The sequence below is a fragment of the Candidatus Rokuibacteriota bacterium genome, assembly GCA_016188005.1.
In the GTDB taxonomy this organism is placed as follows: domain Bacteria; phylum Methylomirabilota; class Methylomirabilia; order Rokubacteriales; family CSP1-6; genus UBA12499.
Genome location: JACPIQ010000125.1, coordinates 1 through 25,598, shown reverse-complemented (window position 1 = coordinate 25,598; position 25,598 = coordinate 1). Strand labels below are relative to the sequence as shown.

Genomic DNA, 25,598 nt, shown 5'->3' with positions numbered 1-25,598 from the left:
GGGGGGGACTTCCCATGGCTACAGGAATCAAGGACAAGGCCGTCATTCTCGGCATGGGCTGCTCGAAGTTCGGTGAGCGCTGGGACGCCAACGCCGAGGACCTCATGGTGGAGGCCTTCGAGGAGGCGGCGAAGGACGCTGGCGTCGAGCGCCACCAGATCGAGGCGGCGTGGTTCGGCACCGCCATCGAGGACCAGCACGTGGGCAAGTCCGGCGTGCCGCTGGCCATGACGCTGCGCCTGCCCTACATCCCGGTCACCCGTGTGGAGAACTACTGCGCCACGGGCACCGAGGCCTTCCGCGGTGCCTGCTACGCCGTCGCCTCGGGCGCGGTGGACATCGCGCTCGCGCTCGGCGTCGAGAAGCTGAAGGACACCGGCTACGGCGGGCTGCCCCAGCGCGGCCGCGGCAACCTCAACAATCTCTACTGGCCAAACCTCTCGGCACCGGGGTCGTTCGCCCAGCTCGCCACCGCGTACCGCGCCAAGCACGGCGTCGATCGGAGCGATCTCAAGCGCGCCATGGCCCACATCTCGGTGAAGAGCCACGACAACGCGTCGAAGAATCCGAAGGCGCACCTGAGGAACCGGATCAGCGAGGACGACGTCCTGAACGCGCCGATGGTGGCGGAGCCACTCGGCCTGTACGACTGCTGCGGCGTGTCGGACGGCTCGGCGTGCGCCATCGTCACCACGCCCGAGATCGCGCGCAGTCTCGGCAAGACGGACCTCATCGGCGTCAAGGCGCTGCAGATCGCGGTGTCGAACGGGCAGGAGCTCTCGTACGACGAGTGGGACGGCAGCTACTTCGCGACGACGCGCGTCGCCGCGAAGCGTGCCTATCAGGAAGCCGGCATCAGGGACCCGCGCAGCCAGGTGTCGCTCGTCGACGTGCACGATTGCTTCTCGATCACCGAGCTCGTCACCCTCGAGGACCTCGGCATCTCGGCGGAGGGGAAGGGCAGCGGGGACGTGCTCGACGGCTTCTACGATTCGGCGGGCCGGGTGCCCTGCCAGATCGACGGCGGCCTGAAGTGCTTCGGCCACCCGATCGGCGCCTCCGGCCTGCGCATGCTCTACGAGATGTACCTGCAGCTCGGCGGCCGGGCCGGCGAGCGGCAGACGGGCGACCCCGTGTTCGGTCTCACGCACAACCTCGGCGGCTTCCCGACCCAGAACGTCTCCTCGGTCACGATCGTCGGTCGCCTCGGCGCGTAGGCGCGAGCCCCACGAGAGAGAGGGCGAGCCGCTCCCCCCTCGTGGGGCCAGATCCTCGCCTGGCTGGGCCGGCCTCCTGCGATCCTTGCCCGCGCGGTGACTACTCCCCGAGCATCCCTCACGCTGGCCCCCTTCCGGGTCAGGAGCTTCCGCTTCCAGTGGCCGGCCGATCTCTTCACCTCGTGGGCGTCCGAGATGGAGGCGCTCATCCTGGGCTGGTACGTGCTGGTGCACACGGGCTCGGTGCTCCTGCTCACCGTCTTCGGCTCGCTGCACTTCCTCGGCACGCTCGGCGCGCCGATGTTCGGTGTGCTGGGTGACCGGCTCGGGGGCCGCGCCATGCTCTGCGTCATGCGGGCGGGCTACGCCGCGCTGGCGCTGATCCTGATGCTGCTCGCGCTCGCCGGGCGGCTGACCCCGTCCCAGGCGTTCGCCGTCGCGGCCGTGGCCGGCCTCGTCCGTCCCAACGACCCGGTGATGCGCAACGCCCTGATCGGCGACACCGTGCCGCCAGCTCACTTCTCGGGGGCGCTCAGCCTGTCGCGGACCACGATGGACTCGGCGCGCGTCACCGGGGCGCTCGCCGGCGCGGGGCTCTTCGCCGCCCTGGGCATCGGGCCTGCGTATGCCGTCGTCGTGAGCTTCTACCTCGCGGGCCTGGCCCTGACCTTCGGCGTGTCCCGCGGGCTGCCGGTCCACGCGCCAGGCGGCCCCCCGGAGGGCGCGTGGGGACCCGGGCGCGGGGGGGGCGCGTCCCGTCCGTCGCACTGGCGCGAGCTCCAGGATGGCCTCGTCCACATCTGGACGACCCCGCGCCTGCTGGCCACGATGTGGCTCGCCTTCCTCGTCAACCTGACGGCATACCCCATGTCGCACGGCCTCTTGCCGTACGTCGCGAAGCACGTCTACCAGACCAGCGAGAAGGGGCTGGGGTACCTCATCGCCAGCTTCTCTGCGGGCGCCCTGCTGGGGTCGATCGCGATGGTGGTGTCTGGCGGGCCGCGCCGGCCCCAGCGCCTCATGGTCGTCACGATCCTGGCCTGGTACGCCCTCCTGCTCGGCTTCGGGCACGCCCGGACCCTCACTACCGGCGCCCTCCTGCTCGGCTTCGGCGGGTTCGCGCAAAGCATCGCCGTGATCTCGATGGCCACCACGCTCCTGGCCGCGGCCCGCGAGCGCTTCCGGGGACGAGTGATGGGGGTCCGGATGCTCGCGGTATACGGCCTGCCCCTCGGCCTGATGGCCTCCGGCCTCCTCATCGAGCGAATGGGGTATGCGACCACCGTCACGCTCTACTGCGCAGCCGGGCTCGGCTGCACGGCGCTCATCGCCGTCAAGTGGCGCGCCAGCCTCTGGGGGGCGTGATCACGGCGGGGGCGGTGGGGCGCCGGGCCCGGAGGTGCAGTCGCCCTCGCGCCGGCCCCGCTGGCGAGGATTGCCTGCAGGCCCAGGGAATCCCGGACGGCTCAGCCCGAGACGCGGATCGGCCCGAACCACGCGAACCCGCCCGTCGGGCGGAAACGTACCCCTACGGGCCGGGCGGGCCCTCGCCGAGGACGAGCAGGACCCGATGCGTCTTCCCGTCGTCCGAGAGCGGGATCCCCATCGAGCCGTCCACGGGCACGCCATCGAGTGCCACGGAAGCCACCCCCCGGCTCACGCCCCGAGGGTTCTCGACCACGATCTCGTACCGCGCCGAGTGATGGCGGAAGGCGATCGCGAAGCCCGGCCACGCCCGCGGGATGCACGGGTCGAGCACGAGCCGCGCGCCGCGCAGCCGGAAGCCGAGGATCGACTCGAGCCCGGCCCGGTACATCCACCCCGCTGCCCCCGTGTACCAGGTCCAGCCCCCGCGCCCGACGTGCGGAGGCTCCGCGTAGACGTCCGCCGCGACGACGTAGGGCTCGACCTTGTACCGGTGAACGCCGGCCGGCGTGCTGGTGTGATTGATCGGGTTCAGCATCGCGAAGAGCTCGGCGGCCTTGTCTCCGTCACCCAGCATGGCGAAGGCGATGACGGCCCAGACCGCCGCGTGTGTGTACTGCCCGCCGTTCTCCCGGACCCCGGGCGGATACCCGTTGATGTAGCCCGGGTCCGGGGCGGTGCCGTCGAATGGCGGCGTGAGGAGCGAGACGACGCCGTCCCCCCGGCGGACGAGGTGCTGATCGACCGCCGCCATCGCCCGCTTCCCCCGGGCCGCCGGAGCGGCGCCCGAGATCACGCTCCACGACTGCGCGATCGAATCGATGCGGCAGGCATCGTTGGCGGCGGACCCCAGCGGTGTCCCGTCGTCGAAGTACGCGCGCCGGTACCAGTCGCCATCCCAGGCCTCCCGATCGACCGAGCCCTGGAGCGCATCGGCGTGGCACCGCCAGGCCTTCGCGCGCTCGCCCTCCCCGCGCGCATCGGCCAGCTCGGCCCACTCCGAGAGCACTGCGTGCAGGAACCAGCCGAGCCAGACGCTCTCCCCCTTCCCCTCCGCACCCACGCAATTCATCGCGTCGTTCCAGTCTCCCGTCCCCATCAGCGGGAGCCCGTGGCTGCCGACCGCCAGGCTGCGGTCGAGGGCGCGGGCGCCGTGCTCGAAGAGCGTGGCCCGCTCCTCGGACACGCGCGGTTCGAAGTACGACTCGGACTGCCCGGCGGCGAGCAGCGGCCCGTCGAGGAAGGGCACGATCTCGTCGAGGAGATCCGCGTCGCCGGTGGTCTCCAGGTACCGGCCGACCACGTAGGGGAGCCAGAGCAGGTCGTCGGAGACCCGGGTCCGGACACCCCGACCGGTGGGCGGATGCCACCAGTGCTGGACGTCGCCCTCGACGAACTGCCGGGCGGCGGCCCGGAGCACGTGCTGGCGCGCGAGGTCCCGCCTCGCCACGGCGAGCGCCATCACATCCTGAAGCTGATCGCGAAACCCGTAGGCGCCGCTGGCCTGGTAGAAGGCCGACCGCGCCCACACGCGGCATGCGAGCGTCTGGTAGAGCAGCCAGCGGTTGAGCAGCACGTCCATGGAGCGGTCCGGCGTCGTCACCTGCACCGTTCCCAGGACGCCGTCCCAGCGCCCCGCGACGGTCCGCGAGGCCTCGTCGAGGTCGGTCGCCCGATAGCGGACGATCGATGCCGTCGCCTCCTCCCGGCTCCCCGCCTCGCCGAGGAGGAAGACGACCTCGGTCTGTTCCCCGGCGCGGAGCTCGACGATCGCCTGGAGGGCGCCGCAGGGGTCGAGCCCGGCGCCGACCCGCCCCGAGAGGCGGCCTCCTCGCTCGAGCGCCTGCGGGTGATCGAGCGTGCCGGCCCGCCCGAGGAACTCCGTCCGGTCGCCCGTCCACGCGGTCTGGGCGCCCCCGAGGTCCGCGAACGCGACACGCGCGCCGAAGTCGGCGTTCCAGGGATTGCGCGCGAGCATCGCCCCCGTGGCCGGGTCGATCTCGGTGACGACGAACGGCGCGGAGGCGCTCCGTGACGTGCCGAGGACCCATTCGACGTAGGCCGTCACGGACAGCCGCCGCGAGCGGCCCGATTCGTTCGTCAGGGTGAGACGGGACACCTTGATCGCGGCGTCGAGCGGCACGAACTGCAGCAGCTCGAGCGACATGCCGTGGGCGACGCGCTCGAACCGGCTGTACCCCGGGCCGTGACGGGCCACGTAGGACCCGGCCTCTTCACGGATCGGGAGCGCCGTCGGGCCCCACAGCTCCCCACTCTCTTCGTCCCGCACGTAGATCGCCTCGCCCGGCGGATCGCTCACCGGATCGTTCGACCACGCGGTGAGCTGGTTCTCCCGGCTGTTGATGGACCAGGTGTACCCGGACCCCGACTCGGAGACCTGAAAGCCGAAGGCCGCATTGGCGATCACGTTGATCCAGGGGGCCGGCGTCCACTGGCCGGCGCCGAGGATCGTCACGTATTCGCGGCCATCCGCGGCAAAGCCGCCGAGCCCGTTGAAGAACTCGAGGTCCGGTCGTGCGGCGGGGGCCCCAGGCGGCGCGGCCGCCTTCACGCGTCCCACCCGGGAGACGACCGTCGCCGTCTCCCCTCGCTCGGCGCGCACGACCTGTTCGGCCAGGGGCCCGTGGCGGCTCGACAGCACCACGCGCGCCGCCGCCTGGAGGACGTCCCGCTGCGCTGCCGCCATCTGGTTTGCCCGAAGGATGAACACGCTCCCGCGCGGCTCGTAGGCTCCGGGCGGGGCGGCCGACCGGCTCGTCCGGACCAGCGTCTCCAGCAGCTCCTCCAGGTCCTGCACGTACGATGCCGTCCGCTCGTTGAGGATCACCAGATCGACGGCGAGCTGCTTCATCCGCCAGTACTCGTGCGCCCGGATGAGCTGCCGCACGACCCCCGCATCCTCGGGCGCGTCGATCCGGACCAGGACGATCGGGAGGTCCCCCGAGATCCGGTGCGCCCAGAGAGCCGCGGCGCCACCGGTGTGACGCGCGAGCACGTCCGCGGAGGCTCGGAGCGCGCGGTTCGAGTAGACAATGCGCGCGGCGAGACTCTGGAAGAGGTGGGCCTCGTCCGGGCCGATGCCGAGATGGTGGAGCTGCACCTGGGCCTGCGTCCACGCCAGCGTGGCGACACGCTCGAACGTCGCGGCGTCATGGTACTTCTCCGCCAGGGCCAGGGCCGCCGCGCGCGACGGCGCGACCAGGGTCGAGAAGGTGACCCGGGCGGTGGTGCCCGGAGGGATCCGAAGCCGGCGCCGGAGGCTGACGATCGGGTCGAGCACGGCGCCCACGGTGCCGGAGAGCGCCCCGTCCTCGAGCACGGCGAGGGGCGCCCGAAGCTCACGGCCCCGGCCAAGGAACCGGGCGCGATCGGTCTCCCACTGGACGTCGCCAACCGTCTCACCATCGACCACGACCACGTGAGCCAGCCACACCTGTGGCTCGGCGCGCGACCGGGGCCGGCGTGTCACGAGCAGCGCGTCGAGCTCGGGGGCAGCCTCGGTGTGAACGAACAGGTTGGAGAACGCCGGGTGCGCCGCATCGGCCGACAGCGGGGCCAGCACGATCTCGGCGTACGACGTCACCTCCAGCTCCCGGTCCCGCGTCCCGAGGTTCGTGAGCGACACGCGGCGCACCTCGGCGTCGTCCTCGGGTGACACGATCACGTCCACCGTGGTGGCAATCGCCCCGTCCCGCCGGACGATCTCTGCCCGATCCTCGGAAAACACCGCCTCGTAGCTGTCCGGCGCGGTCCCGCCCGGCTGGTAGGCCGCCGACCAGCTCTCGCCGGTGCGCGCGTCGCGAAGGTACACGGACGTCCCCCCGACGTCGCGGGTCGCGTCCTCCCGCCAGCGGGTGATGGCCAGCTCACGCCAGCGGCTGTATCCGGAGCCCGCGGCCGTGACCATCACCGCGTAGCGTCCATTGGACAGGAGATGCGCGCGGGGGGCCGGACCGTGCGGCGAGCTGAACCGCCGGACCACGGACGGGACGAACTCCCGCACGTCGGCGGCGGCCGCGACCTCCTCGGGCCGGGGCCGGATCACGGCGACGTCCCGGGGTGTCCGCTCCTGCAGCAGCAGCTCGGTGGCCTGGATCGAGGGCTCGGTGTGGAACCGCGTGCGCATCGCCCCGTCGTGGACGGCATTCGCGATGGCGACGACCAGCATTCCCTGGTGGTGCGCCATGTAGGTCCGGACGATCGCGACGGGAGTGCCCGCGGGGAGTCTGGGCGCCGTGTAGTCGAGGGCCTCGTAGAAGCCATAGGGGCCCATCGCCCCGGCCTCGGTGAGGCGCCGGAAGTTCCTCACCGCGGCCGCCGGATCGATCATCGCCGCCAGGGCCGTCGCATAGGGGGCGATGACCACATCCTCGCTGAGGCCCCGCTGGAGCCCAAGGCCCGGCACGCCGAAGTTCGAGTACTGGTACGTCAGCTCGAGGTCGCGGGTGTTGTACGCCGACTCCGACACTCCCCACGGCACGCCGCGCTCGGCGCCATACGCGATCTGGCGGCGGACGACGAGCCGGCCGGTCTGATCCAGCAGGCTCCCCGGCGGCTCGCGCATCACGAGCGTGGGCATCAAATACTCGAACATCGATCCCGACCACGAGACCAGCAACGAGTCCTGGCCCACCGGCGTCAGGGCGCGGCCCAGCCGGAACCAGTGCGCGACCGGGACATCGCCCTTCGCGATTGCGACGAAGCTCGTGAGCCGCGCCTCGGAGGCGAGGAGATCGTAATGGCCGGGATCGAGAGTCCCCTCCGCGACCCGGTACCCGATGGACAAGAGCTTCCGCTTCGGGTCGAACAGGAAGCCGAAGTCCATGCCCGCGACCATTGCCTCCGCCCGCTGGGCGAGGATCACGAGGCGGCGGATCAGCGCCCGGGACGCCACCGCCGAGCGCTCCAGATCCCCGGTGAGCGCATCGAGCCGCTCGCGGGCGGCGCGACCGCCGTCGGCCCCGGTCGGCGCCTGGGCGCGCCGGGCCGTCAGCTCCCGAATCGCCGCCTCGCACCACCCCGGGGTGTCGGACAGGGGCAGGAGACCGGCCGCGAGGCGCTCCATCGCCGGCAGTCCCGGCGCGAGCCTCGACACGGGGTCCCCGGCGAGTAACCGGGCCCAGGGCACCAGCGTGTCGATGTCACGGGCGTGACTCCGGATGCCGGCGAGCGTGGCCTCCGCCCAGGGGAGCGCTGCCCGCCCGCCTTCAGGGTCGTCCTCGATCAGGGCGCGCGCGGCGGTCGTGACCTCGGCGGCGGCGACCTCGAGCTCCGCGAGGCGACCCGTCCACTCGGCCACAGTGCGAGGAGTCGTCCGAAGGCGCGCCATCAGGGCATCGAGGGCCCCGTCCAGACGTCGCCGGGCGGCGAGGCGCGCGCGGCCACCGGCGGCCGGCGCGCCCGCCGATTCGCGGGCGACGAGCGCCCCATCCTCGGCTCCGGCGAGCGCCGGCCCCCCGAGCAGCGGGCGGGCGCTCATCTCCCGACACGCCTGCCCGAGCGCGATCAGATGCCCGGCGAGGTTGCCGCTATCGACGGACGAGACGTACTTCGGATCGAGGGGCCCGCACTCCCTGGTGTCGTACCAGTTGTAGAAGTGGCCGCGAAAGCGCTCGAGATGGCTCATCGTCTCGAGCGTCGCCTCGAGTCGCTCGACGGCGTCCAGCGTCCCGAACCAGCCGAAGTCGCGAGCGGCCACCGTGGACAGCAGGTAGAGCCCGAGGTTCGTGGGCGACGTGCGGTGAGCCGCGACGGGGTTCGGGTCTTCCTGAAAGTTGTCAGGAGGCAGGGCGTGGTCTTCGGGGCCGACGAGCGTGGCGAAGAACTGCCAGGTCCGCCGGGCGATCACCCGGAGGGCCCGCGCATCCTCGGCCGACAGGGGCGTGGCCCGCTTGGCGAGCGACGGCAGGCTAATCCATCGGGCGATCACGGGGGACCCCGCCCAGAGCAGCACGAAGGGCAGCGCGACGGGCCAGGCCCCGGAGCCCCTCCACGCGACGACGGCCGAGGCGCCCGCGGCGAGCGCCACGGTCCAGCTCATCCGCCCATAGAAGCCGCGGAGGTCCAGGCGGAGCCCGGCCTTCGCCTGCGCGGCCGTCACCCATTCCAGCAGGTGGCGCCGGGTCACGTACACGCGGGCGAGGGTCCGAGCGATCGCGTCGCTCATCAGCCAGGCCTGGTGCGCCAGCATCGTGATCGCGAGCGCCGACTGCGCCGCGGCCAGCGCGAAATCCCGGCCGACCGCGCGGACGTGGCTCCGCCTCGAGATCCCTCGGGCCCGGGGGATCACCCCCCCGAGGACCGGCAAGAACGCGGGGAGCGCGATCATCGAGAGGACGAACACGGTCCACACCGCCGCCACCGGTGGCGGCAGCGTCCACCCGGCCACCAGGGTCAGGAAGGCGGCCGGCGCCGACAGGGTGCGGCGGAGATTGTCCAGCATCTTCCAGCGCCCGATCAGCGGGATCGACGGCCGGACCGACCCGCCCGGCGGGCGCGATCCGCCCCCGACGATCCACGGAAGCAGCTGCCAGTCGCCGCGCGCCCAGCGATGCTGGCGGGCGGCGGCGACCCCGTAATGCGAGGGCGCGGTCTCGAACAGCTCGACGTCCGTGACCAGGCCGGCCCGCGCGAAGATCCCCTCGAAGAGATCGTGACTCAGCAGCGCGTTGTCGGGCACCCGTCCAGCGAGGGCCGCCTCGAACGCGTCGAGGTCGTAGATCCCCTTGCCGGTGTACGATCCCTCCCCGAAGAGGTCCTGGTAGACGTCGGACACGGCGGCCGCATACGGGTCGATCCCGGACGGGCCGGACGACAGCCGCTGGAAGACCGACCCTTCGCCCCCGGGGAGCGGCGGCGTGACCCGCGGCTGAAGCACGGCGTAACCCTCGACGACCCGGGCGCTGCCGGCATCGAACCCCGGCCGGTTGAGCGCATGCGCCATCGTGCCGACCAGCCGGTTCACGACGCCCCTCGGCAGCCGCGTGTCGGAGTCGAGCGTGATGACGTAGCGGACATCGGGCGGCACGGCGGGCGGCGCGCCTCCCCCAGGCAGGAAGGTGGTGTCCGTCGCCCCCCGGAGCAGGCGATTCAGCTCGTGGAGCTTCCCGCGCTTGCGCTCCCACCCCATCCACGTCCGCTCGCGCTCGTTCCAGACCCGTCGGCGGTGGAAGAGATGGAACCGCTCGCCGCTCCCATTCGCCGCGCCGTGGCGGCGGTTCAGGCGCCCGATCCCCTCGCGCGCCCTCGCGAGCGTCTCCTCGTCGCCCGGCAGGCTCTCCGCGTCCGCGTCCGCCCAGTCGGAGAGGATCGCGAAGTGACACTGCCCGTCGGGATTCGCCAGATAGTGCACCTCCAGCCGCTCGACCAGCTCGTCGACCTCGGCGCGATCGGTCAGGAGGGCCGGGACGACGACCATGGTCCGCAGGTGGGCCGGCACGCCGTCTCGAAGCTCGAGCCGGGGCAGCACCCTCGGCGGGAGCAGCGCCGTGACGCTCCGGTTCACCAGGGCGATCGCGAGGTCCGAGCCAGGGACCGCCGCCAGGAGCCCGAGGAACAGCAGGCTCGCCCAGCCGATCCCCGATGCACCGGCGCCGAGGAGGGGCACCGCGAGGATGAACCCGCTGAGAACGAGGATGGTTCCGATGTACCCGGGCGTCCTCCCCGCCAGGTAGGCACGGAGCAGGCGGCGCGCCGCCGGCGCGCGGTACCCGAGCGCCTCCTCGAGGGCCAGGCGGCCGCTCCCGATGAGGTAGTAGCCGGGATCGGCTCGCCGCTCGTCCCGCGGGTCGCCGGCCGCCCGCGCGGGGCCCCGTGCGCGATTCGCGCGGCGCACGGCCTCGCGTGTGACATCCAGCTCGGACCGGGTCGAGCCCCGCGCGAGCTCCTCGATCGCCTTGCGGTAGCGGTCGTGGGTCACGAAGTCCAGCGCGGCGAAGCTCGGGTCGGCCCGAAGCGCTTCGTCCACCAGGCTGACGCTCTCGAAGAACTCGGCCCAGTCGAGCGCGGACATCAGGCTCATGCTCAGGATCACGTTCCGGACGGTCACGTTCATCGCGGCCTGTCGTTGATGCTCGAGGCGGACGATGTCATCGGCAGTCGTCCCCTGAGCCGCGAGACGGCGGTCGAGCCAGAGGAGCGCCGGGGTCACCGCCGGATCTTGATCGCGCAGCCGCTGGACGAGCTGCACCGCGAACGCAGTGACCAGCGGGGCTCCCTCGAGTCCCCGGAGGGCCGTCGCCCCCGCCGCGAGGGGACGGCCGCCGACTCCGAGGAGGTCGTCCGCCAGCTCGTCGGCGGCCTGGCACGCCGCGCGTCCTCGGACGATCGCCTCCGTCAGGCGCCGCAGGTTCTCGACCAACACGATGCGCAGCGTGATCGCGACCGCCCATAGCTCCCCGATGGTCAGCGGCTGCACGCGCTGGTAGGCGCGCACGAACCGCCGGAGCATCTCTGGATCCAGCCGGCTATCCGTATGGGCGACGAATGCCCAGGCGAGCCCGTAAACGCGCGGCGAGCCCTCGAGGGGTCCCTCGGCCAGCTTCGGCAGCTCCCGGTAGAAGCCGGCCGGCAGGTCGTCGCGGATCTCGCGCAGCTGCTCGTCGACGACGTGGAAGTTGTCGACCAGCCACTCCGCCGCCGGAGTGATCGCGCGCTCCTCTCGGATCGCCCCGGCGACCGCGCGGTAGGCCTCGTGCAGCACGCGCCCGTTGTCCTCGACGCGCGACAGGAGCCGGCTCCCTTTCCCGGACTCACCCCTCACGCGCTGGTGGGCAGCCAGGCTCTCGGCGTGTTGCTCCAGGCGTTCGATGCCGAACAGCTCCGCCCGGATCGGCTCTTCGAGGGGGGGTGAGGCGACGTCCAGGTGGGACGGGGCGCCGGGCATTCCGGGGATGTCGCGCGGCACGGTGGCTCCCCGGAGGCCCCGGGCGCGCCCTACTCCGATCTCGCGATGGCCATGAACTGCCTCTCCGCCGATTCCAGCGTCTTCTTCCCGAACACTTCCATCCGCCGCCGCATGTGAACTCCTCGAGCGGTTCGCTTGTACGCCAGGAAGTACTTGACCATCCCATCCACGTCGCTGGCACCGGCCAGGGCGGCCATCTCGTCGTAGACCGCCCAGCTCGGCCCGATGATCGCTTGCCCGCCCTCATGGACCTCCCGGACGATACCGAGCATGCCCTGAGCCTTCTCCGCATTGGTCACGATCCCGCCCTCCCGCCCTGCCGCGGTCCCCGCGGCCGTCAGCCCTGCCCGCCCTCCTCTTCGTCCGGCGCCCGCCCGGGTCTCGCGATCGCGGCCCCATCGATCTGGAGGAACACCAGGGCTTGCGACGCTATCGGGCGTGCCACCCAGATCGCGGCCGCCACGGAACCCGTGCGCGGATTCACCCCTTGCCACACACCCCCGGACGGTCGGCAGTCGCGCTGGCTCGTCGTCATCTCGCGCTTGCATTCATCGTATCCATCGGCGGCGAGCGCGTGCAGGATCTCCTCCAGCGACCCGACCCACGCGTGCTCGCGCTCCCTCCAGGTCATCTGCCCCTTCTCGCGCAGGCCATTGAGCTCCGTCGTGAAGCCACTCATCTCCACCGCTGGCCCCTCCTCGAGCCCACCGGGCGCGTGCATGGACTCCCATGGGTCACCCGCGCGGCCGGCCGGCCGCGCCCGGGCAGTTCCGAGCTGGCGGCCGGCCTGTTACCCGGGAGCGGTCGTGCAGCATGGAGCCAGCCGCGGGGTGAGGGAGCGGCTGCCGCCACGCCTTGGCTCCTGCCGCGACCAGGCTACTTGTTGATCAGGCGGGCGCACGCCTCGGCGATCCGGCCCTCGGGCTCCCGCTCACCCGGCATGGTCGCCCATCCCTGCTTCTTCACGTACTCCCCCTGCTCCCAGGAGCTGATCTGCTTCAACTCCACGAGCTTCTGATCCTTCTTCGGATCCTGGCTGACCTGGACGACGCACATCGGTGCCAGGCGGCTGACGAGGGCATCCTCCACCTTCACGTCGACCATCCTCTGCGCGGTCGACTGCGTGACCCATCCACCCCAGGCGAAGCCGACGGTCATCGTGGCGATCACCGAGGCCACGCAACCCCAGAAGACGACCGCCTTCGTCGGTCGGGCGTCGCTCCACCGTTGCCCAAGACTTGCCTTCGGGCGTCCTTCGTCCATGGTCCTGTTCCTCCGTTGGCGCCGCCCCCGGGGGGCGTCTATGCGGTGAGAGATGCGGCGCCACTCATCGGTCCCGCCGCAATGGCGCGACGATCTGGCGCGTGACGGGCTTCATCGCATCTCGACTCTAGTTGATGCCGTCCGCCCCGCCTATTGGACCTTGGTCCACCACGCCTGCCCTGCGGGTGGGGTCCGGGTCGGTCTGCCCGGCGCCCCGGGGCGCCCGGCCGCGGGTCCCCGGCGGGTGAAGGCGATCCTCGGGCGCACGACGCCCAGCCGGGGCTATAGTGTGAGAGTGGCTCGGCGCCGCCCGCAGCAGAGGGGTCGGAGAAGCGCGGAAGCGGCGCGCGCCGAACGCCTCCGCTCCGAGGGCGTGCTTGCTCTCGACGAGCAGCTGCGCTTCGTGACCCTCCTGTCCGAGCAGTCGGCGGTGTTCAGCAGCGTGTCGGCGGCTGAGGTCGATCGCCAGATCGAGCAGGCGCTTCGCCGCATCGTCGCCTTCCTCGATGTCGATCGGGGCAGTCTGGCCGAGTTCTCGCCCGACGGCACTACGGCCCGGATCACGCACGAATGGGTGACCGAGGGGGCGGAGCGGGCGCCGTCCGCGCTCGCGCTCGGGGAGCTGCCCTGGGTCGTGGCCCAGCTTCGCGCCGGCGAGCTGGTCCGCTTCTCCCGGCGCGAGGACCTCCCGGAAGCGGACGCGGCGGTGGACCGGCGGACGTACGAGAGGTTGGGCATCACGTCGCGGATCGAAGTGCCGCTGATCGTCGAGGGCAGGGTCCTGGGGGCCCTCGCGTTCAGCACCCTCGGCGTCGAGCGCGCCTGGCGGGACCCGCTCGTGCAGCGCCTCCGGCTCCTCGGGGAAGTGTTCGCCAACATCCTGTCCCGTCGGCGGTCGGAGATGGAGGCGCTACGGCTCCGGCAGCACCTCGCCCACATCGGTCGTGTCTCGACGATGGGAGAGCTCACCGCGTCACTCGCTCACGAGCTCAGCCAGCCCCTGACGGCGATCCTGAGCAATGCCCAGGCCGCCCAGCGCCTCCTCGAGGCGGACAGGACGGACTTCGCGGAGCTGCGCGCGATCCTGGGGGACATCGTCGAGGACGACAACCGAGCGACCGCGGTGATCCACCGGCTGCGCGGCTTGCTCAAGAAGGGCGATTTCACGATCTCGATCCTCGACCTGAACCAGCTGGTGGGCGAGGTGGCGCGGCTCGTGAGCGGCGATGCGATCATCCGCGATGTGTCGATCCGTCTCGAGCTGGCCCCCGGGCTCCCGCCCCTGCGGGGCGACCGCGTGCAGCTCCAGCAGGTGCTCCTGAACCTGATCCTCAACGGGCTGGATGCCATGCGAGACGCGCGCCCCGGGGATCGGACGCTCGTCCTCCAGACGGCCAGGGACGGCCCGGCGGCCGTCCGGGTGGCCGTGCGGGACTCCGGGATCGGGATCGCCCAGGCCGACCTGAACCGCATCTTCGACGCCTTCTACACGACCAAGCCGGAAGGGCTCGGCATGGGCCTCGCGATCGCGCGCTCCATCGTCCAGGAGCACGGCGGGCGGCTCCGGGCGGAGAACAACCCGGACGGCGGGGCGACATTCGCCTTCACGTTGCCGGTCGGCGTCGACGGCCCATGACGACAGCGCCGGCGCCGCTCGTGGTCGTCGTGGACGATGATCCGTCCGTCCGGAGGAGTCTGGCGCGGCTGGTGAGCACTGCCGGGTATGCCGTCGAGGCTCTTGCGTCGGCCCGCGAGTTCCTCGCGCGCCCCCAGACCGACGGCCCGGCCTGCCTTGTCCTCGACGTCCGCATGCCCGGTCTGACGGGGCTCGAGTTGCAGGAGGCGCTGGCGGTCGCGGGGCGTCAGGTGTCCATCATCTTCATCACGGGCTACGGCGACATCCGGGCGAGCGTCACCGCGATGAAGGGCGGGGCCGTCGATTTCCTCACCAAGCCCGTGAACGCCCGGGAGCTCCTCTGCGCCGTCGAACGAGGGGTGACCCGGGCCAGCCAGGCGCGGCGGGAGCAGGGCAAAGCCCGGGATCTCCGGGACCGCATCCGGACCTTGACCCCTCGGGAGGCGGAGGTGTTTGCCCTGGTCGTGACCGGGATGCTGAACAAGCAGATCGCGGCCCAGCTCGGCATCGGTGAGAAGACGGTCAAGGTGCATCGGGCCCGAGTCATGGCGAAGATGCGGGCCGGCTCGCTGGCCGAGCTGGTCCAGCTCGCGGGCCAGGCCGGCGTCATCGCCGCGACGCGCTGACCGCTGCCGATCATCACCCCACCCCCCCCCTGGACCGGCGGGGAATGGACCAAGGTCCAATACCCCACCGAGCGCGCCTGCCGCTAGACTGCCCTGTGAGCGTTATGGCCCATGCGCACCATCCCGTGCCCGTGATCTCCATCGTCGACGACGATCCCTCGGTCCGACGGGCCCTCCGACGCTTGCTCCGGTCAGCGGGCTACACGGTGGAGGTGTTCGAGTCGGCCCTCGAGTTCCTCGACACGCGCCCCGTGGGTCGCATCGCGTGCCTGGTCCTGGACATCCGCATGGACGGCATGAACGGATTCGAGCTGCAGGAGCGCCTGGCGGCGGAGCAGGCCGCCATCCCGATCATCTTCATGACGGCCCATGACGACGCCCGCACCCGCGAGCGCGCCGAGCGCGCGGCTCCCGTCGCCTACCTGCCCAAACCCTTCGACGGGACCGTCTTGCTCGAGGCGATCCAGAGGGCCGTCGAGCCGGCCTGACGCGGCGACGGGCCGCTACACCGCCACCAGGGGCTCGCCAGAGCCCATCTCGCGGCGCAGCACCGCCACGATCTCGCCGTGGGTGGCGCCGGCCTCGGCCGCGCCCACGACGCGCTCGAAGACGTTCTGACCGGGATCCTGCGCCGCCGCGGCCAGCGCGTCCAGCGCCGTGGTCACGGCGGCCCCCGAGCGAGCGGTCTTGAAGGCGCGCAGGCGCGCCAGCTGCGTGTCGATGGCCGTGGGATCGGGGCGCGGCTGGCCGAGGCGCGGTCCCGACGCCTCCTGCACCGGGTAGGCATTCACGCCCACCACGGTCTGCTCCCCGCTCTCCACCTGGAGCTGGAAGGCCAGCGCCGACTCGCCGATGAGCTTCTGCACCAGCCCACTCTCCACCGCCGCGTACATGCCCCCGGCCGCCTCCACCTGGGCCATGGTGCGCCCGATCTCCTCCTCCATCTGATCGGTGAGCCGCTCCACGTAGTAGGAGCCGCCCAGCGGGTCGATGACGTCGGTGAGGTGCGCCTCCTCGCGCAGGATGTTCTGCGTGCTCACGGCCACGCGCGCGGCCTCCGCGGTGGGCGTCCCGAAGGCCTCGTCGTAGGCGTCCGTGTGCAGCGACTGGAGCCCTCCGAAGATCCCGGCCATGGCCTGGACGGTGGCGCGGGCCACGTTGTTGAGCGGCTGCTGCCGAGTGAGGTCCACGCCCGAGGTCTGCCCGTGGAACTTGAAGCGCCAGGAGCGCGGGTCGCAGGCGCCCAGCCGCTCGCGGGTGATCCGGCTCCACAGCCGTCGCCCGGCGCGGAACTTCGCGACTTCCTCGAAGAAGCTGATGGAGATGTCGAAGAAGAACGTCATGCGCGGCAGGAAGGCGTCGGGCGCGAGCCCGCGGACGATGCAGTCCTCGGCGTACTGGATGGCCGTGGAGAGCGTGAACGCCATGGTCTGGGCCGGCGTGGCCCCGGCCTGCTGCATGTGCTGCCCCACGACGGACACCGGGTTCCAGCCCGGGACGGCCCGCGTCGCGAACGCGACGTGGTCCGCGAGGATGCGGCGCGCGCCGGGCAGCGAGAGGCGGAAGAACATGTGGTTGGCGACGAAGTGGGAGATGTAGTCGCTCTGGTTGGATGTGCCGGTGATGGCCGCCCGGGCGACGCCCCGGCGGCGCGCCAGCGCCAGGAGCATTGCCAGCAGCGTGAAGGGAGACGGGTCGTTGAGCGAGACGGAGACGCCCTCCAGCGGCACGCCCCGCAGGCAGGCCTCCATGTCCTCCACCGTGTTCACCACGACCCCGCAGGTGCCCAGCAGCACCGGGTCCACCTGGTCGGCGTCGAGCCCCCGGAAGACCGAGTTGCAGGGCACGAGCTGCACGGCCGTCCCCCCTGCCGCCAGGATCTCGTGGAGGCGCTGGTTGTAGTCCTCGGGGCTGCCGAGCCCGATGAGCTGGCGCTGCGTCCAGGCCCGACCGCGGTGCATCGTCGGATAGATGCCGCGGGTGTTGGGCGGCTGGCCCGGGAACCCGAGCGCGTCGAGGTAGCGCGCGCCGTCCCAGTCGCGCGGGGTGTAGAGCGCCTTCACCTCGATGCCGGAGCGGTTCCGCACGGGCCGGGCCGCGCCGAGCCGCGCGTCGTACTCCTTCTGCCAGCAGGTCTCGGCCGTCTGGAAGGCGTCTGCGGGTCCGGCGGGGCGAGGGCTATCCATGGGAGGCTCCTCCATGGCGCGCGGCCGCGGTGCGGCGGCCCGCGCTCAGGCGGTCGATGGTCGCGACGATGTCGGCCAGCGGCCGACCGGGGTGAAAGACCTCCGCCACGCCGGCGGCCAGCAGCGCGGCCTCGTCCTCGTGGGGCACGATGCCGCCCACCACGACGGCCACGTCCTCGGCCCCGGCCCGGCGCAGAGCCGCCACCAGCCCCGGCACCAGCAGGTGGTCGGAGGCCAGTGAGCTGATCCCGACCACGTCCACGTCCTCCTCGACGGCCAGCTTGACGACGGTCGGGATCTCCTGCCACGGGGGGGTATAGACGATCTCCATGCCGGCGTCCCGGAGCGACGCCGCCACGATGCGGCTGCCGCGGTCGTGGCCGTCCAGGCCGATCTTCGTGACCAGCACCTTCGCCGGCCGGCGGTCGGCACCCCCGCTCACGGCCGCCCCCGGGGCGCGAGCGAGCTCCGGAGCAGGCCGAGGAAGCGGCGCGCGATGACGCGCGGTGAGCTGCCGTCGGGACGGTACCAGCTCTGCGACCAGTTGAGGGCGCCCAGCAGCAGGAGGCGGAGGGCGCGGCGGTCCGCGCCCGGCGGCAGCGGCAGGGCAGCCACCAGGCCGCGGAAGATGTCCTCGTAGGCGTCCCGCAGCCGGATGAGCCGCTGCGCGGCGCCGGGGACGTCGCCCGGCCGGACCCGGATCACCACCTGTGCGTAGTCGCTGCCGCCGAGGAGCGTGTCGAGGTGGGCGACACAGGCAGCCTCCAGGCGGCGCCACGGATCGCGCTCGGCGCCCGCGGCCCTGGTGACGGCCTCGGAGATCATGCGCACGCCTTCCTCGTACACGGCCACCAGCAGATCCTCCTTCGAGGCGAAGTGGTAGTAGAGGGAACCCGGGAGCATGCCGACGGCCCCGGCGATGTCGCGGGCCGAGGCGGCGTGGTAGCCACGCTGGCGGAACAGCCGCGCCGCCCGGTCACGGACGAGCTGCTCCCGGTTGTCGGATCGCCGAGCGCGGATCGCGGTGCCTGTCGTCATGGGCGCGGGGTCGAGAAAAACGAACGACCGTTTTGTTTATAGCATCACGCCTGCCACGCGTCAAGCGCGGTGGCCGATCTCAGCTCGCCAGCGCGAACTCCCACTCACACCAGACGCCGGCCGGGCGCGGATCCGGGGGACAGACGACGCAGCTCACCCGGGTGGCGGGGTTGATCGTGGTTGCCGCCGCCTCGCAGATGGCGATGCCGGCGGGCTTGCAGGCAAGCTCCCCCATCCCGTCTTGCACCCGTCGCACCTGCTGCAGACAGGTCGTCACCCTGAGCCTGAAGCGGGTCGCGTCGAGCTTCCACATCGTGTACTCCCCGTTGGCGAAGATCGTGGAGAGCGCGAGCGCGTCCATCACGGCAGGCAGGTCGTCCTTCAGCCCGAACAACCGCTTGAAGCGGTGCACCTGCACCTTCGCGTTGGCGCCGAAGCAGTGGCTGTCGCCCCTGATGGCCGCCTCCTCGCCGTACTCCGCGTTGATGTAGGCCATCCAGTTGTTCTGGAGGTTCCACCAGTTCTTCTGCAGCGTGTCGATGAACTCCAGCAGCTGCTCCCTGGACAGCCTCGACAGGATCTCGGCCTGCGCTGCGTTGAGTGCCATCGCTTGCCTCCCTCGTCTCCCCGGCCCCGTCCCCCGGGACCCGCCGGGCCGGCACATCGCCGCACCTCGTCGACGGCCCCGCGTCCCTTCTCTCAGCGATACCGCGCCCGTGACGGCCACGTCAACCCCGCGCGCCCACTGGAGCCGGTTGACAGGAGCGGACGCGGTCGTCATAGTCGCGGTGATGGTCGCCGCGCGCCCGTGGGGCGCGCCGGCCCCTGCCACCACGAACCCCTTTGAGGAGGACGGCCGATGACGACGGCGCAGCTCGATCCCGCGCAGCAGCTGATGTCGCAGGGCTATCACTGATCCGAGGCGGTGCTGCTGGCCGTGTGCCGGCATCTGGGCATCGAGCAGGACGTCGTCCCCGGCATCGCCACCGCCTTCGGGGGAGGCATCGGTGGCACCGGATCGGTGTGCGGCGCGCTGGCCGGGGCGGTGATGGCGGTCGGCCTCAGGCTCGGCCGCCGGGACCCCAAGGAGCGTGACGCCAAGGCCTATGGCCTGACGCAGGAGCTGCGCCGTCGCTTCGAGACCACGATGGGGAGCGTGGACTGCCGGCAGCTCACCGGGATGGACCTGAGCACGCGGGAGGGTGCGAAGCAGTTCTATGCGTCGCAGGTGCCGAGCACGGTGTGCATGCCCGCCGTGGGCGTGGCCTACAAGAACGTGCTGGAGCTGCTGCAAGCGCCCTGAGGAGACCGGTGTCCGCGACGGCACTCGCCGGCGCACGGAGGCGCGTTCGTGGGTGACAGCGATCTCAGCAGGGCCCTGGAGCAGGCGTACTTCGAGGCGGCCGACCGGAACGAGACGTGGTCCGGGCTCCCGTGCCGGGAGTTCTACGGACCGGAGGACGTCGCGGGCCTGGACTACGGCACCACCCTCGCCGACCCCGGGGCGTACCCCTATACCCGCGGGGTCCACGCCAACATGTACCGCGGCCGGCTGTGGACCCGGCGGGAGGTGTGCGGCTTCGGCTCCGGGCGCGACACGAACGCGCGCATGCGCTTCCAGGTCGCGAACGGGGTCTCGGGGCTCAGCGTGATCGACGACAACAACGGCTCGCTCGGCATTGACGCCGACCATCCGCTGGGCGTCGCCGCGGCGGGCATCCAGGGCGTGAGCGTCAGCTCGCTGGCCGACTTCGAGGCGCTCTTCGACGGCATCCCCATCGAAGGCGTCAGCGTCGCCTTCGACATCTCGGGCCTCGACTCCATCGCGTGGATGGCGCTCTACGTGGCGCTGGCGGAGCGGCGGGGGATCGACCCGGCGGCGCTGCGCGGCACCGTGCAGAACGACACCCTCCACTTCCAGTTCTGCGGCTACGGCGACTCCTGCCCGGTGGATCTCGGGCTCAAGGCCTCGGTGGACATCATCGAGTTCTGCACCCGCCGGATGCCGCGCTGGTACACCGGCAACGTCAACATGTACGACCTGCGGGAGCAGGGGCTCGACGCCCCGCAGGAACTCGCCTTCGGCTTCGGCAACGCCCTCGAGTACACGGAGCGGGCCCTGGCGCGCGGCCTCGGGGTGGATGAGTTCGCGCCCCGGCGGGGCTTCTACTGCTCCTGCCACATCGACTTCTTCGAGGAGATCGCCAAGCTGCGGGCCGCGCGCCGCATGTGGGCGCGGATCATGCGCGAGCGCTTCCAGGCCGCCGACCCACGCTCCTGGCAGTTCCGCTTCGGCGTGCACACGGCGGGGGTCTCCCTCACCGCGCCCCAGCCCCTCAACAACGCCATCCGCGTGGCCTACGAGGCGCTGGCGGGCGTCCTGGCCGGGGCCCAGTCGATCCACTGCTGCTCCTACGACGAGCCCATCGGCCTGCCCACCGAGACCTCGCAGCAGCTCGCCATCCGCACGCAGCAGGTGCTGGCCTACGAGACCGGCGTGACGCGCGTCGCCGATCCACTCGGCGGCTCGTACTACCTCGAGGCGCTGACGGAGCAGATCGAGGCCGAGGCGACGCGCCGCCTCGATGCCATCTCCGCCCAGGGCGGCATGGCCGCCGCCATCCGTTCCGGCTGGGTGCAGCGGGAGATCGACGCAGCCATCGCGCGCCGCCAGCAGGAGATCGAGCGCAGCGAGAAGGTCGTCGTCGGCGTCAACGCCTTCCGGCAGCCGCGCGAGACCGAGACGCCCGGCGGGGTGCACCGCCCGCCCTCGGGGCAGGGCGACCGCCTGGCGGAGGCGGTGCAGCGGCTCCGGGCCAGCCGGGACGCCGGCGCCGTGCGGCGCGCCCTCCGGGCGCTGCGCGAGTGCGCCGGGCGCTCCGAGCAGGACAACCTGCTGCCGCCGATGGTCGAGGCGGCGCGCGTGTACGCGACGGTGGGCGAGATGCTCGGCGCCGTGCGGCAGGCGCACGGCCTCGCCTACGACCCGCTCGGGGTGCTGGAGGCGCCGCGGGACCTCGCCGCGTGAGCCGGCCGCTCCGCGTGCTGCTGGCGAAGACGGGCCTGGACGGCCACGATCGCGGCGTCAAGGTCGTGGCCTCGGTGCTGCGGGATGCCGGCATGCACGTCGTCTATCTGGGTCTCCACCGCACCAGCGCGGCGATCGCGCGCGCGGCGGCCCAGGAAGGGGTGGACGTCATCGGGCTCTCGAGCCTGGGCGGCACCCACCTCGTGCACGCGCGCGAGGTCCTCGAGCAGCTGCGTGCCGAGGGACTGGAGGATGTTCCCGTGGTCCTCGGAGGCACGGTGCCGGTGGAGGACATCCCGGCGCTCGAGGCCATGGGCGTGCGGGCGGTGTTCCGTCCCGGCAGCTCGCGGGACGAGATCGTGGCCACGCTGAGGCTGGCGGCGGAGGCCGCTCAGCGCGACTGAGGAGGCGAGGATGGACAAGGAGGCTCTCTGGCGGCGCTTCCAGCAGCACATGGGGTACACGGATGCGGAGATGGCGGTCTTCCGGTCGGATCCGGTGAAGGTGAAGATGGTGACCGAGAGCCCGGAGTTCGTGAAGTCACGCATCGTGGCCGAGGTCATCGAGTCGCAGGGGTGCCACGCCCGTCACACGGTGGGGCAGAAGTTCGTGATGGACGGCAATGGCCAGCTGATCACCCGGGAGTGCCCGGAGAAGATGTGCATCTTCGCCCTGGCCGCCCTCGAGAGCCCCGTGAACCAGATCTACGAGCGCTTCATCGCCCACTCGGACCCGCACAACGAGCGGACCATGGTGGTGCAGTGCTCCGACGTGGGGCTCGACAAGGGCGGTTGGGGGAAGATCCTCATGCGGGTGTCCGTGGAGCGCGTGAAGTAGCGCCCGGCAGGCCTTCCGCCCAGGCCCGCCGGCCCGTCAGGCGGTGGACCCCTGCGGCGATTCCGCTCCCGCCAGGTCCTCGGCGAGGGCCCGGCGCTGCTCGTCGCTCAGCTGGACCACGCACTCCAGGCCGGGCAGGTCGACCCCCGCCGCGACGGGCGCCCGTCCCCCCACGGCGAACCGGAGGTACTGGACCGACGACAGCCGCCCGTCGCCGCGCTGCCTCGCATCGAACCGCGCCGGCACCCGGGTGCCGTCCTCGAGCTCCAGGTAGAGGTGCTCGGGCAGCGCCCACCACTCCCGGAGCTTCGCGGCGCGGACCTCCGCGTCCTCGATCTCGATCAGAAGGGTCACCCCCAGCTCACCGGGAGACCCGAGGATCTCGTTGTAGGTCTCGATCTCGTGGCGGATGTCGGCCTCCCGGACGATGCGCTCCGCGCGCAGCATCTCCTGGATCTGGTACCGGATGGTGAGCGGGTTCTCGAACAGCAGCGTCAGGGACTCGCCCAGGTGGACGCGGCGGGGCCGCTTGACCTCGAGCACGCGCGCGCGGAAGGCCTCGCGCCCCTCGCTGTAGGTCTCGTGGTCGACGATCTCCTCCCGGCGGACCCCGCTCATCGTCCCTCGGCCTCCTTCCCTGGCTGGCCCGGCGGCAGCGGCATCGAGAAGCCGTTCTCGCGGTAGGCGCGCGCCAGGATGGTCATCGGATGCATCGGCCGCACCCCGGCGTGCTGCTGGAACTGCAGCGCCGCCAGCGGGCAGTCGGTGGCCCAGATCGGGGTCCGCGCCTGCGCCATCCCGTCGAAGGCCTTCTTGCCGATGCGCGCGGAGGGCCCGAAGCCCTCGACGGTCATGGCGAAGGTGCCGTCGTGGCCGCAGCACTCCATCACGGTGGCGGGCTCGACGCCGGGGATCTTCCGGAGGAGGTCGCGCCCCTTGAAGCCGATCCCCTGGGCGCGCAGGTGGCAGGGCGCGTGATAGGCCACGGGACCCGCGGGGGTGCTCCGGAAGTCGGTGCAGAAGCGCGCCTCGTTCCGGATGGACCAGAGGAACTCGCTCGGATCCATGACGGCCACGGCGACCTGCTCCGCCGCCGGGCGGTCCTCCGGGGCGACGAGCGTGGGATGCTCCCGCCGCATCATCATCGAGCAGGTCGGGTTGATGACGAGCACCCGGGCGCCCGCCGCGACGAACGGGCGGAGGATCCCGAGGTTGTGCCGCGCCTGGGCCTGCAGCGGGCCGAGGTCTCCCCGCTCCCACGCCGGCATGCCGCAGCACTGAAGGCCCCGGGCGCAGCGGACGTCGACCCGGTTCTTCTCGAGGACCTCGACGGTGTCGCGGCCGATCTCGGGCTCGTTGTTCTGCACGTAGCAGGTCTGGAAGAGCACCGCCTCGCCCCCGGGCTTCTGCCGGATGCGCCCCGTCGCCGCGGCCCACGCCTCGAAGCTCCTGCCGGCGAAGGCCGGCAGGAGCTTGTCCCTGTGAATGCCCAGGACCTTCTCGAGAAACCAGCGATGCGCGGCCATACGGTTCGCGACGTTCGCCATGCCGAGGCTCGCCCGGGCGAGCCGCCCGGCCGCATCCGGGCGCGCGAGCACCCGATCGCGCAGGCTCAGGCCCCTTCGGCGCGCCTGCTGGGCCCTGTAGCGGTGGACGAGCCGCGGGAAGTCGAGCTGGAACTCGTGCCCGTCGCGGACCGTGTACGGGCACTGCACCTCGCAGAGCTTGCACTGGAAGCACGCGTCCATGACCCGCGCGGCCTCGTCCGGCGTGATCCGTCGCACGTCGCCGTCGTGCTGCTGGTCGAGCAGCGCGAACAGCGTCGGGAAGGCATCGCAGTACTTGAAGCAGAGACGGCAGCCGTGACAGATCTCGAAGGTCCGCTCGACCTCCTGCCGCAGGGCGTCCGGGTCCCAGTACTTCGCCTCCGCCGGGTCGTAGGACAGCCCGCCGCTGGGACGATACGAGATGTTTCCCTTGTCCATGATGGTGAGGCGGGGGAGGCCATGCCTCCTCCCCCGCCCTCCTCTATGCGGGCGATTCCCCGCCTAGCTGACCGACTCCAGGAGCTTGGTGAAGCGCCCGGCGTGGGACTTCTCGGCCTTGGCGAGCGTCTCGAACCAGTCGGCGATCTCCGCGAATCCCTCCTGGCGCGCCGTCTTGGCCATCCCCGGGTACATGTCGGTGTACTCGTGGGTCTCGCCGTGGACGGCGGACTTGAGGTTCTTGGCCGTGTCGCCGAAGGGCAGGTCGGTGGCCGGATCGCCGACGCTCTTGAGGTAGTCCAGATGGCCATGGGCATGGCCGGTCTCGCCGTCCGCGGTGTCCCGGAAGTTGCCGGCCACCTCCGGGTAGCCTTCGACGTCCGCCACCTTCGCGAAGTAGAGGTACCGGCGGTTGGCCATCGACTCGCCGGCGAAGGCGTCCTTCAGGTTTGCGTGCGTCTTCGTCCCTTTCAGCTGAGCCATCTCTCACGTCCTCCTTTGGGGGTTCTTGTCTCTCGTGCTCGTGGCCGGATGCGCCTTCACGGAGGCGTCACGGCACCCGCTGCATCGCCCGACGATCCGGATGTCGAGGTCCTCGACGACGAAGCCGGGCACGGCGGCCACCGCCCTCCTGGCGAGCCACGGGGCGGAGAAGTCCGCGATCCGCCCGCAGACGCGGCACACGAGGTGCTGGTGGGGGGCCAGGTTGGCGTCGAACCGGGTGCCCCCCGCGGTGGTGCTGACCCGGCGGATGAGCTTCTCCCGTTCCAGTGACTCCAGGATCCGGTACACCGTCGCCCGGGACAGCGACGGCATCTGCGGCTGCAGGGAGGCATAGACGGCCTCGGCCGTGGGGTGCGAGGGGTCCGCGGCCAGGACCCGGTAGACGGCCAGCCGCTGGCCTGTGACGCGAAGCCCGCTGGCACGGCAGCGCTCCCGGAGCTCCGCATCCCGGAGGGCGACAGCCTCCCTCCTCGGCCCGGAGCCATTATCAGGATTACTTCTCACATGCGAATAAATACCATCTAGAGGCCGCGCCGTCAAGCCCTCCGTCGCCCCCCGGGGGAGGCGAGCCGGCCCTCTCAGGCCAGGGTGTGCCGCACCATCTTGCTCTCGACCATGTAGATCACCATCTCGGCGATGTTCGTCGCGTGGTCGGCCACGCGCTCGAGGAAGCGCGAGATGAGGATCAACCGGATCGCCCGCGGGATGGTCCGGGGATCCTCCATCATGAAGGTGAGCAGCTCGCGAAAGATCTGCTCCTTGAGCGCGTCCACTTCCCCGTCCGCCGCGCAGACCCGGCGGGCCAGCGCCGTGTCGCGGGCCACGAAGGCGTCCAGGCTCTCCTTCACCATGAGCTGGGCGCGCTCGGCCATGCGCGGCAGGTCGATGTAGGGCTTGAGCTGGGGCTCCTGGTGGAGCTCGAGGCCC

22 protein-coding genes are annotated in these 25,598 nt (G+C 71.7%); 9 read left to right on the top strand and 13 right to left on the bottom strand.

The window, feature by feature from the left end; translation table 11 throughout:
• Positions 1–14 precede the first annotated feature (14 nt).
• Both HYV93_24760 and HYV93_24755 read left to right on the top strand, forming a co-directional pair.
• On the top strand, positions 15–1,217 hold the full coding sequence (locus HYV93_24760) for an acetyl-CoA acetyltransferase (protein ID MBI2529186.1): 1,203 nt from the start codon (positions 15–17) through the stop codon (positions 1,215–1,217).
• A gap of 96 nt (positions 1,218–1,313) precedes the next feature.
• Positions 1,314–2,582: an MFS transporter gene (locus tag HYV93_24755; GenBank protein MBI2529185.1), complete on the top strand. Its 1,269-nt coding sequence runs from the start codon at positions 1,314–1,316 to the stop codon at positions 2,580–2,582.
• Between the two features lie 163 nt (positions 2,583–2,745).
• On the opposite strand, the gene HYV93_24750 is transcribed toward HYV93_24755, so the two are convergent.
• From HYV93_24750 to HYV93_24735, 4 genes are all read right to left on the bottom strand, one after another.
• The gene (locus HYV93_24750) at positions 2,746–11,547 is read right to left on the bottom strand and encodes a hypothetical protein (protein ID MBI2529184.1); all 8,802 of its coding nucleotides are present in this window, start codon (positions 11,545–11,547) and stop codon (positions 2,746–2,748) included.
• Positions 11,548–11,597: 50 nt separating this feature from the next.
• The gene (locus HYV93_24745) at positions 11,598–11,867 is read right to left on the bottom strand and encodes a hypothetical protein (protein MBI2529183.1); all 270 of its coding nucleotides are present in this window, start codon (positions 11,865–11,867) and stop codon (positions 11,598–11,600) included.
• 38 nt (positions 11,868–11,905) lie between these two features.
• Positions 11,906–12,253, bottom strand: coding sequence for a hypothetical protein (locus tag HYV93_24740; GenBank protein ID MBI2529182.1), 348 nt, complete (start codon positions 12,251–12,253; stop codon positions 11,906–11,908).
• A 191-nt stretch (positions 12,254–12,444) separates the two neighbouring features.
• Complete coding sequence (locus HYV93_24735; GenBank protein ID MBI2529181.1) at positions 12,445–12,831, bottom strand: hypothetical protein; 387 nt, start codon at positions 12,829–12,831, stop codon at positions 12,445–12,447.
• 373 nt (positions 12,832–13,204) lie between these two features.
• Here HYV93_24735 and HYV93_24730 point away from each other — a divergent pair, with 373 nt between their 5' ends.
• From HYV93_24730 to HYV93_24720, 3 genes are all read left to right on the top strand, one after another.
• Positions 13,205–14,467, top strand: coding sequence for a GAF domain-containing protein (locus tag HYV93_24730; GenBank protein MBI2529180.1), 1,263 nt, complete (start codon positions 13,205–13,207; stop codon positions 14,465–14,467).
• Complete coding sequence (locus tag HYV93_24725; GenBank protein ID MBI2529179.1) at positions 14,464–15,093, top strand: response regulator transcription factor; 630 nt, start codon at positions 14,464–14,466, stop codon at positions 15,091–15,093. Before HYV93_24730 ends, HYV93_24725 begins: the two co-directional genes overlap by 4 nt.
• A 104-nt stretch (positions 15,094–15,197) precedes the next feature.
• On the top strand, positions 15,198–15,581 hold the full coding sequence (locus HYV93_24720; protein MBI2529178.1) for a response regulator: 384 nt from the start codon (positions 15,198–15,200) through the stop codon (positions 15,579–15,581).
• 15 nt (positions 15,582–15,596) lie between these two features.
• Here HYV93_24720 and HYV93_24715 read toward each other — a convergent pair whose 3' ends face one another.
• The 4 genes from HYV93_24715 to HYV93_24700 form a co-directional block, all read right to left on the bottom strand.
• Positions 15,597–17,279, bottom strand: coding sequence for an acyl-CoA mutase large subunit family protein (locus HYV93_24715; GenBank protein MBI2529177.1), 1,683 nt, complete (start codon positions 17,277–17,279; stop codon positions 15,597–15,599).
• Positions 17,272–17,721, bottom strand: coding sequence for a cobalamin B12-binding domain-containing protein (locus tag HYV93_24710; protein MBI2529176.1), 450 nt, complete (start codon positions 17,719–17,721; stop codon positions 17,272–17,274). The genes HYV93_24715 and HYV93_24710 overlap by 8 nt, the downstream gene beginning before the upstream one ends.
• A complete protein-coding gene (locus tag HYV93_24705) occupies positions 17,718–18,317 on the bottom strand; it encodes a TetR/AcrR family transcriptional regulator (GenBank protein ID MBI2529175.1) in 600 nt (199 codons plus the stop codon). Before HYV93_24705 ends, HYV93_24710 begins: the two co-directional genes overlap by 4 nt.
• 79 nt (positions 18,318–18,396) lie before the next feature.
• Complete coding sequence (locus tag HYV93_24700; GenBank protein ID MBI2529174.1) at positions 18,397–18,924, bottom strand: hypothetical protein; 528 nt, start codon at positions 18,922–18,924, stop codon at positions 18,397–18,399.
• A 318-nt stretch (positions 18,925–19,242) separates the two neighbouring features.
• Between HYV93_24700 and HYV93_24695 the strand changes: the two genes are divergently transcribed.
• The 4 genes from HYV93_24695 to HYV93_24680 are packed head-to-tail and all read left to right on the top strand — an operon-like array spanning position 19,243 to position 22,182.
• Positions 19,243–19,620 carry a C_GCAxxG_C_C family protein gene (locus tag HYV93_24695; protein ID MBI2529173.1) on the top strand — a complete coding sequence of 126 codons (378 nt, stop codon included), beginning with the start codon at positions 19,243–19,245 and terminating at the stop codon, positions 19,618–19,620.
• A 48-nt stretch (positions 19,621–19,668) separates the two neighbouring features.
• Complete coding sequence (locus HYV93_24690) at positions 19,669–21,345, top strand: methylmalonyl-CoA mutase (protein MBI2529172.1); 1,677 nt, start codon at positions 19,669–19,671, stop codon at positions 21,343–21,345.
• Positions 21,342–21,749, top strand: coding sequence for a cobalamin B12-binding domain-containing protein (locus tag HYV93_24685; GenBank protein MBI2529171.1), 408 nt, complete (start codon positions 21,342–21,344; stop codon positions 21,747–21,749). Before HYV93_24690 ends, HYV93_24685 begins: the two co-directional genes overlap by 4 nt.
• A gap of 10 nt (positions 21,750–21,759) precedes the next feature.
• On the top strand, positions 21,760–22,182 hold the full coding sequence (locus tag HYV93_24680) for a hypothetical protein (GenBank protein ID MBI2529170.1): 423 nt from the start codon (positions 21,760–21,762) through the stop codon (positions 22,180–22,182).
• A gap of 36 nt (positions 22,183–22,218) precedes the next feature.
• On the opposite strand, the gene HYV93_24675 is transcribed toward HYV93_24680, so the two are convergent.
• The 5 genes from HYV93_24675 to HYV93_24655 all read right to left on the bottom strand — a co-directional run.
• Positions 22,219–22,800, bottom strand: a complete 582-nt coding sequence (locus tag HYV93_24675) for a DUF3501 family protein (GenBank protein MBI2529169.1) — start codon at positions 22,798–22,800, stop codon at positions 22,219–22,221.
• Positions 22,797–24,167: a hypothetical protein gene (locus tag HYV93_24670; GenBank protein ID MBI2529168.1), complete on the bottom strand. Its 1,371-nt coding sequence runs from the start codon at positions 24,165–24,167 to the stop codon at positions 22,797–22,799. The genes HYV93_24675 and HYV93_24670 overlap by 4 nt, the downstream gene beginning before the upstream one ends.
• Positions 24,168–24,230: 63 nt before the next feature.
• Positions 24,231–24,650, bottom strand: coding sequence for a rubrerythrin (locus HYV93_24665; protein ID MBI2529167.1), 420 nt, complete (start codon positions 24,648–24,650; stop codon positions 24,231–24,233).
• A gap of 3 nt (positions 24,651–24,653) precedes the next feature.
• Positions 24,654–25,175, bottom strand: a complete 522-nt coding sequence (locus tag HYV93_24660) for a transcriptional repressor (protein ID MBI2529166.1) — start codon at positions 25,173–25,175, stop codon at positions 24,654–24,656.
• 74 nt (positions 25,176–25,249) lie between these two features.
• Positions 25,250–25,598, bottom strand: a 349-nt coding sequence (locus HYV93_24655; protein MBI2529165.1) for a phosphate transport system regulatory protein PhoU, incomplete at its 5' end; no start/stop codon positions are given.

What these genes read in the sequence shown, in the direction of transcription:
- HYV93_24760 (MBI2529186.1), top strand. Translation starts at nt 15, where the DNA reads ATGGCTACAGGAATCAAGGACAAGGCCGTCATTCTCGGCATGGGCTGC.
- HYV93_24750 (MBI2529184.1), bottom strand. Translation starts at nt 11,547, where the DNA reads ATGCCCGGCGCCCCGTCCCACCTGGACGTCGCCTCACCCCCCCTCGAA.
- HYV93_24735 (MBI2529181.1), bottom strand. Translation starts at nt 12,831, where the DNA reads ATGGACGAAGGACGCCCGAAGGCAAGTCTTGGGCAACGGTGGAGCGAC.
- HYV93_24725 (MBI2529179.1), top strand. Translation starts at nt 14,464, where the DNA reads ATGACGACAGCGCCGGCGCCGCTCGTGGTCGTCGTGGACGATGATCCG.
- HYV93_24720 (MBI2529178.1), top strand. Translation starts at nt 15,198, where the DNA reads ATGGCCCATGCGCACCATCCCGTGCCCGTGATCTCCATCGTCGACGAC.
- HYV93_24715 (MBI2529177.1), bottom strand. Translation starts at nt 17,279, where the DNA reads ATGGATAGCCCTCGCCCCGCCGGACCCGCAGACGCCTTCCAGACGGCC.
- HYV93_24705 (MBI2529175.1), bottom strand. Translation starts at nt 18,317, where the DNA reads ATGACGACAGGCACCGCGATCCGCGCTCGGCGATCCGACAACCGGGAG.
- HYV93_24700 (MBI2529174.1), bottom strand. Translation starts at nt 18,924, where the DNA reads ATGGCACTCAACGCAGCGCAGGCCGAGATCCTGTCGAGGCTGTCCAGG.
- HYV93_24680 (MBI2529170.1), top strand. Translation starts at nt 21,760, where the DNA reads ATGGACAAGGAGGCTCTCTGGCGGCGCTTCCAGCAGCACATGGGGTAC.
- HYV93_24675 (MBI2529169.1), bottom strand. Translation starts at nt 22,800, where the DNA reads ATGAGCGGGGTCCGCCGGGAGGAGATCGTCGACCACGAGACCTACAGC.
- HYV93_24670 (MBI2529168.1), bottom strand. Translation starts at nt 24,167, where the DNA reads ATGGACAAGGGAAACATCTCGTATCGTCCCAGCGGCGGGCTGTCCTAC.
- HYV93_24665 (MBI2529167.1), bottom strand. Translation starts at nt 24,650, where the DNA reads ATGGCTCAGCTGAAAGGGACGAAGACGCACGCAAACCTGAAGGACGCC.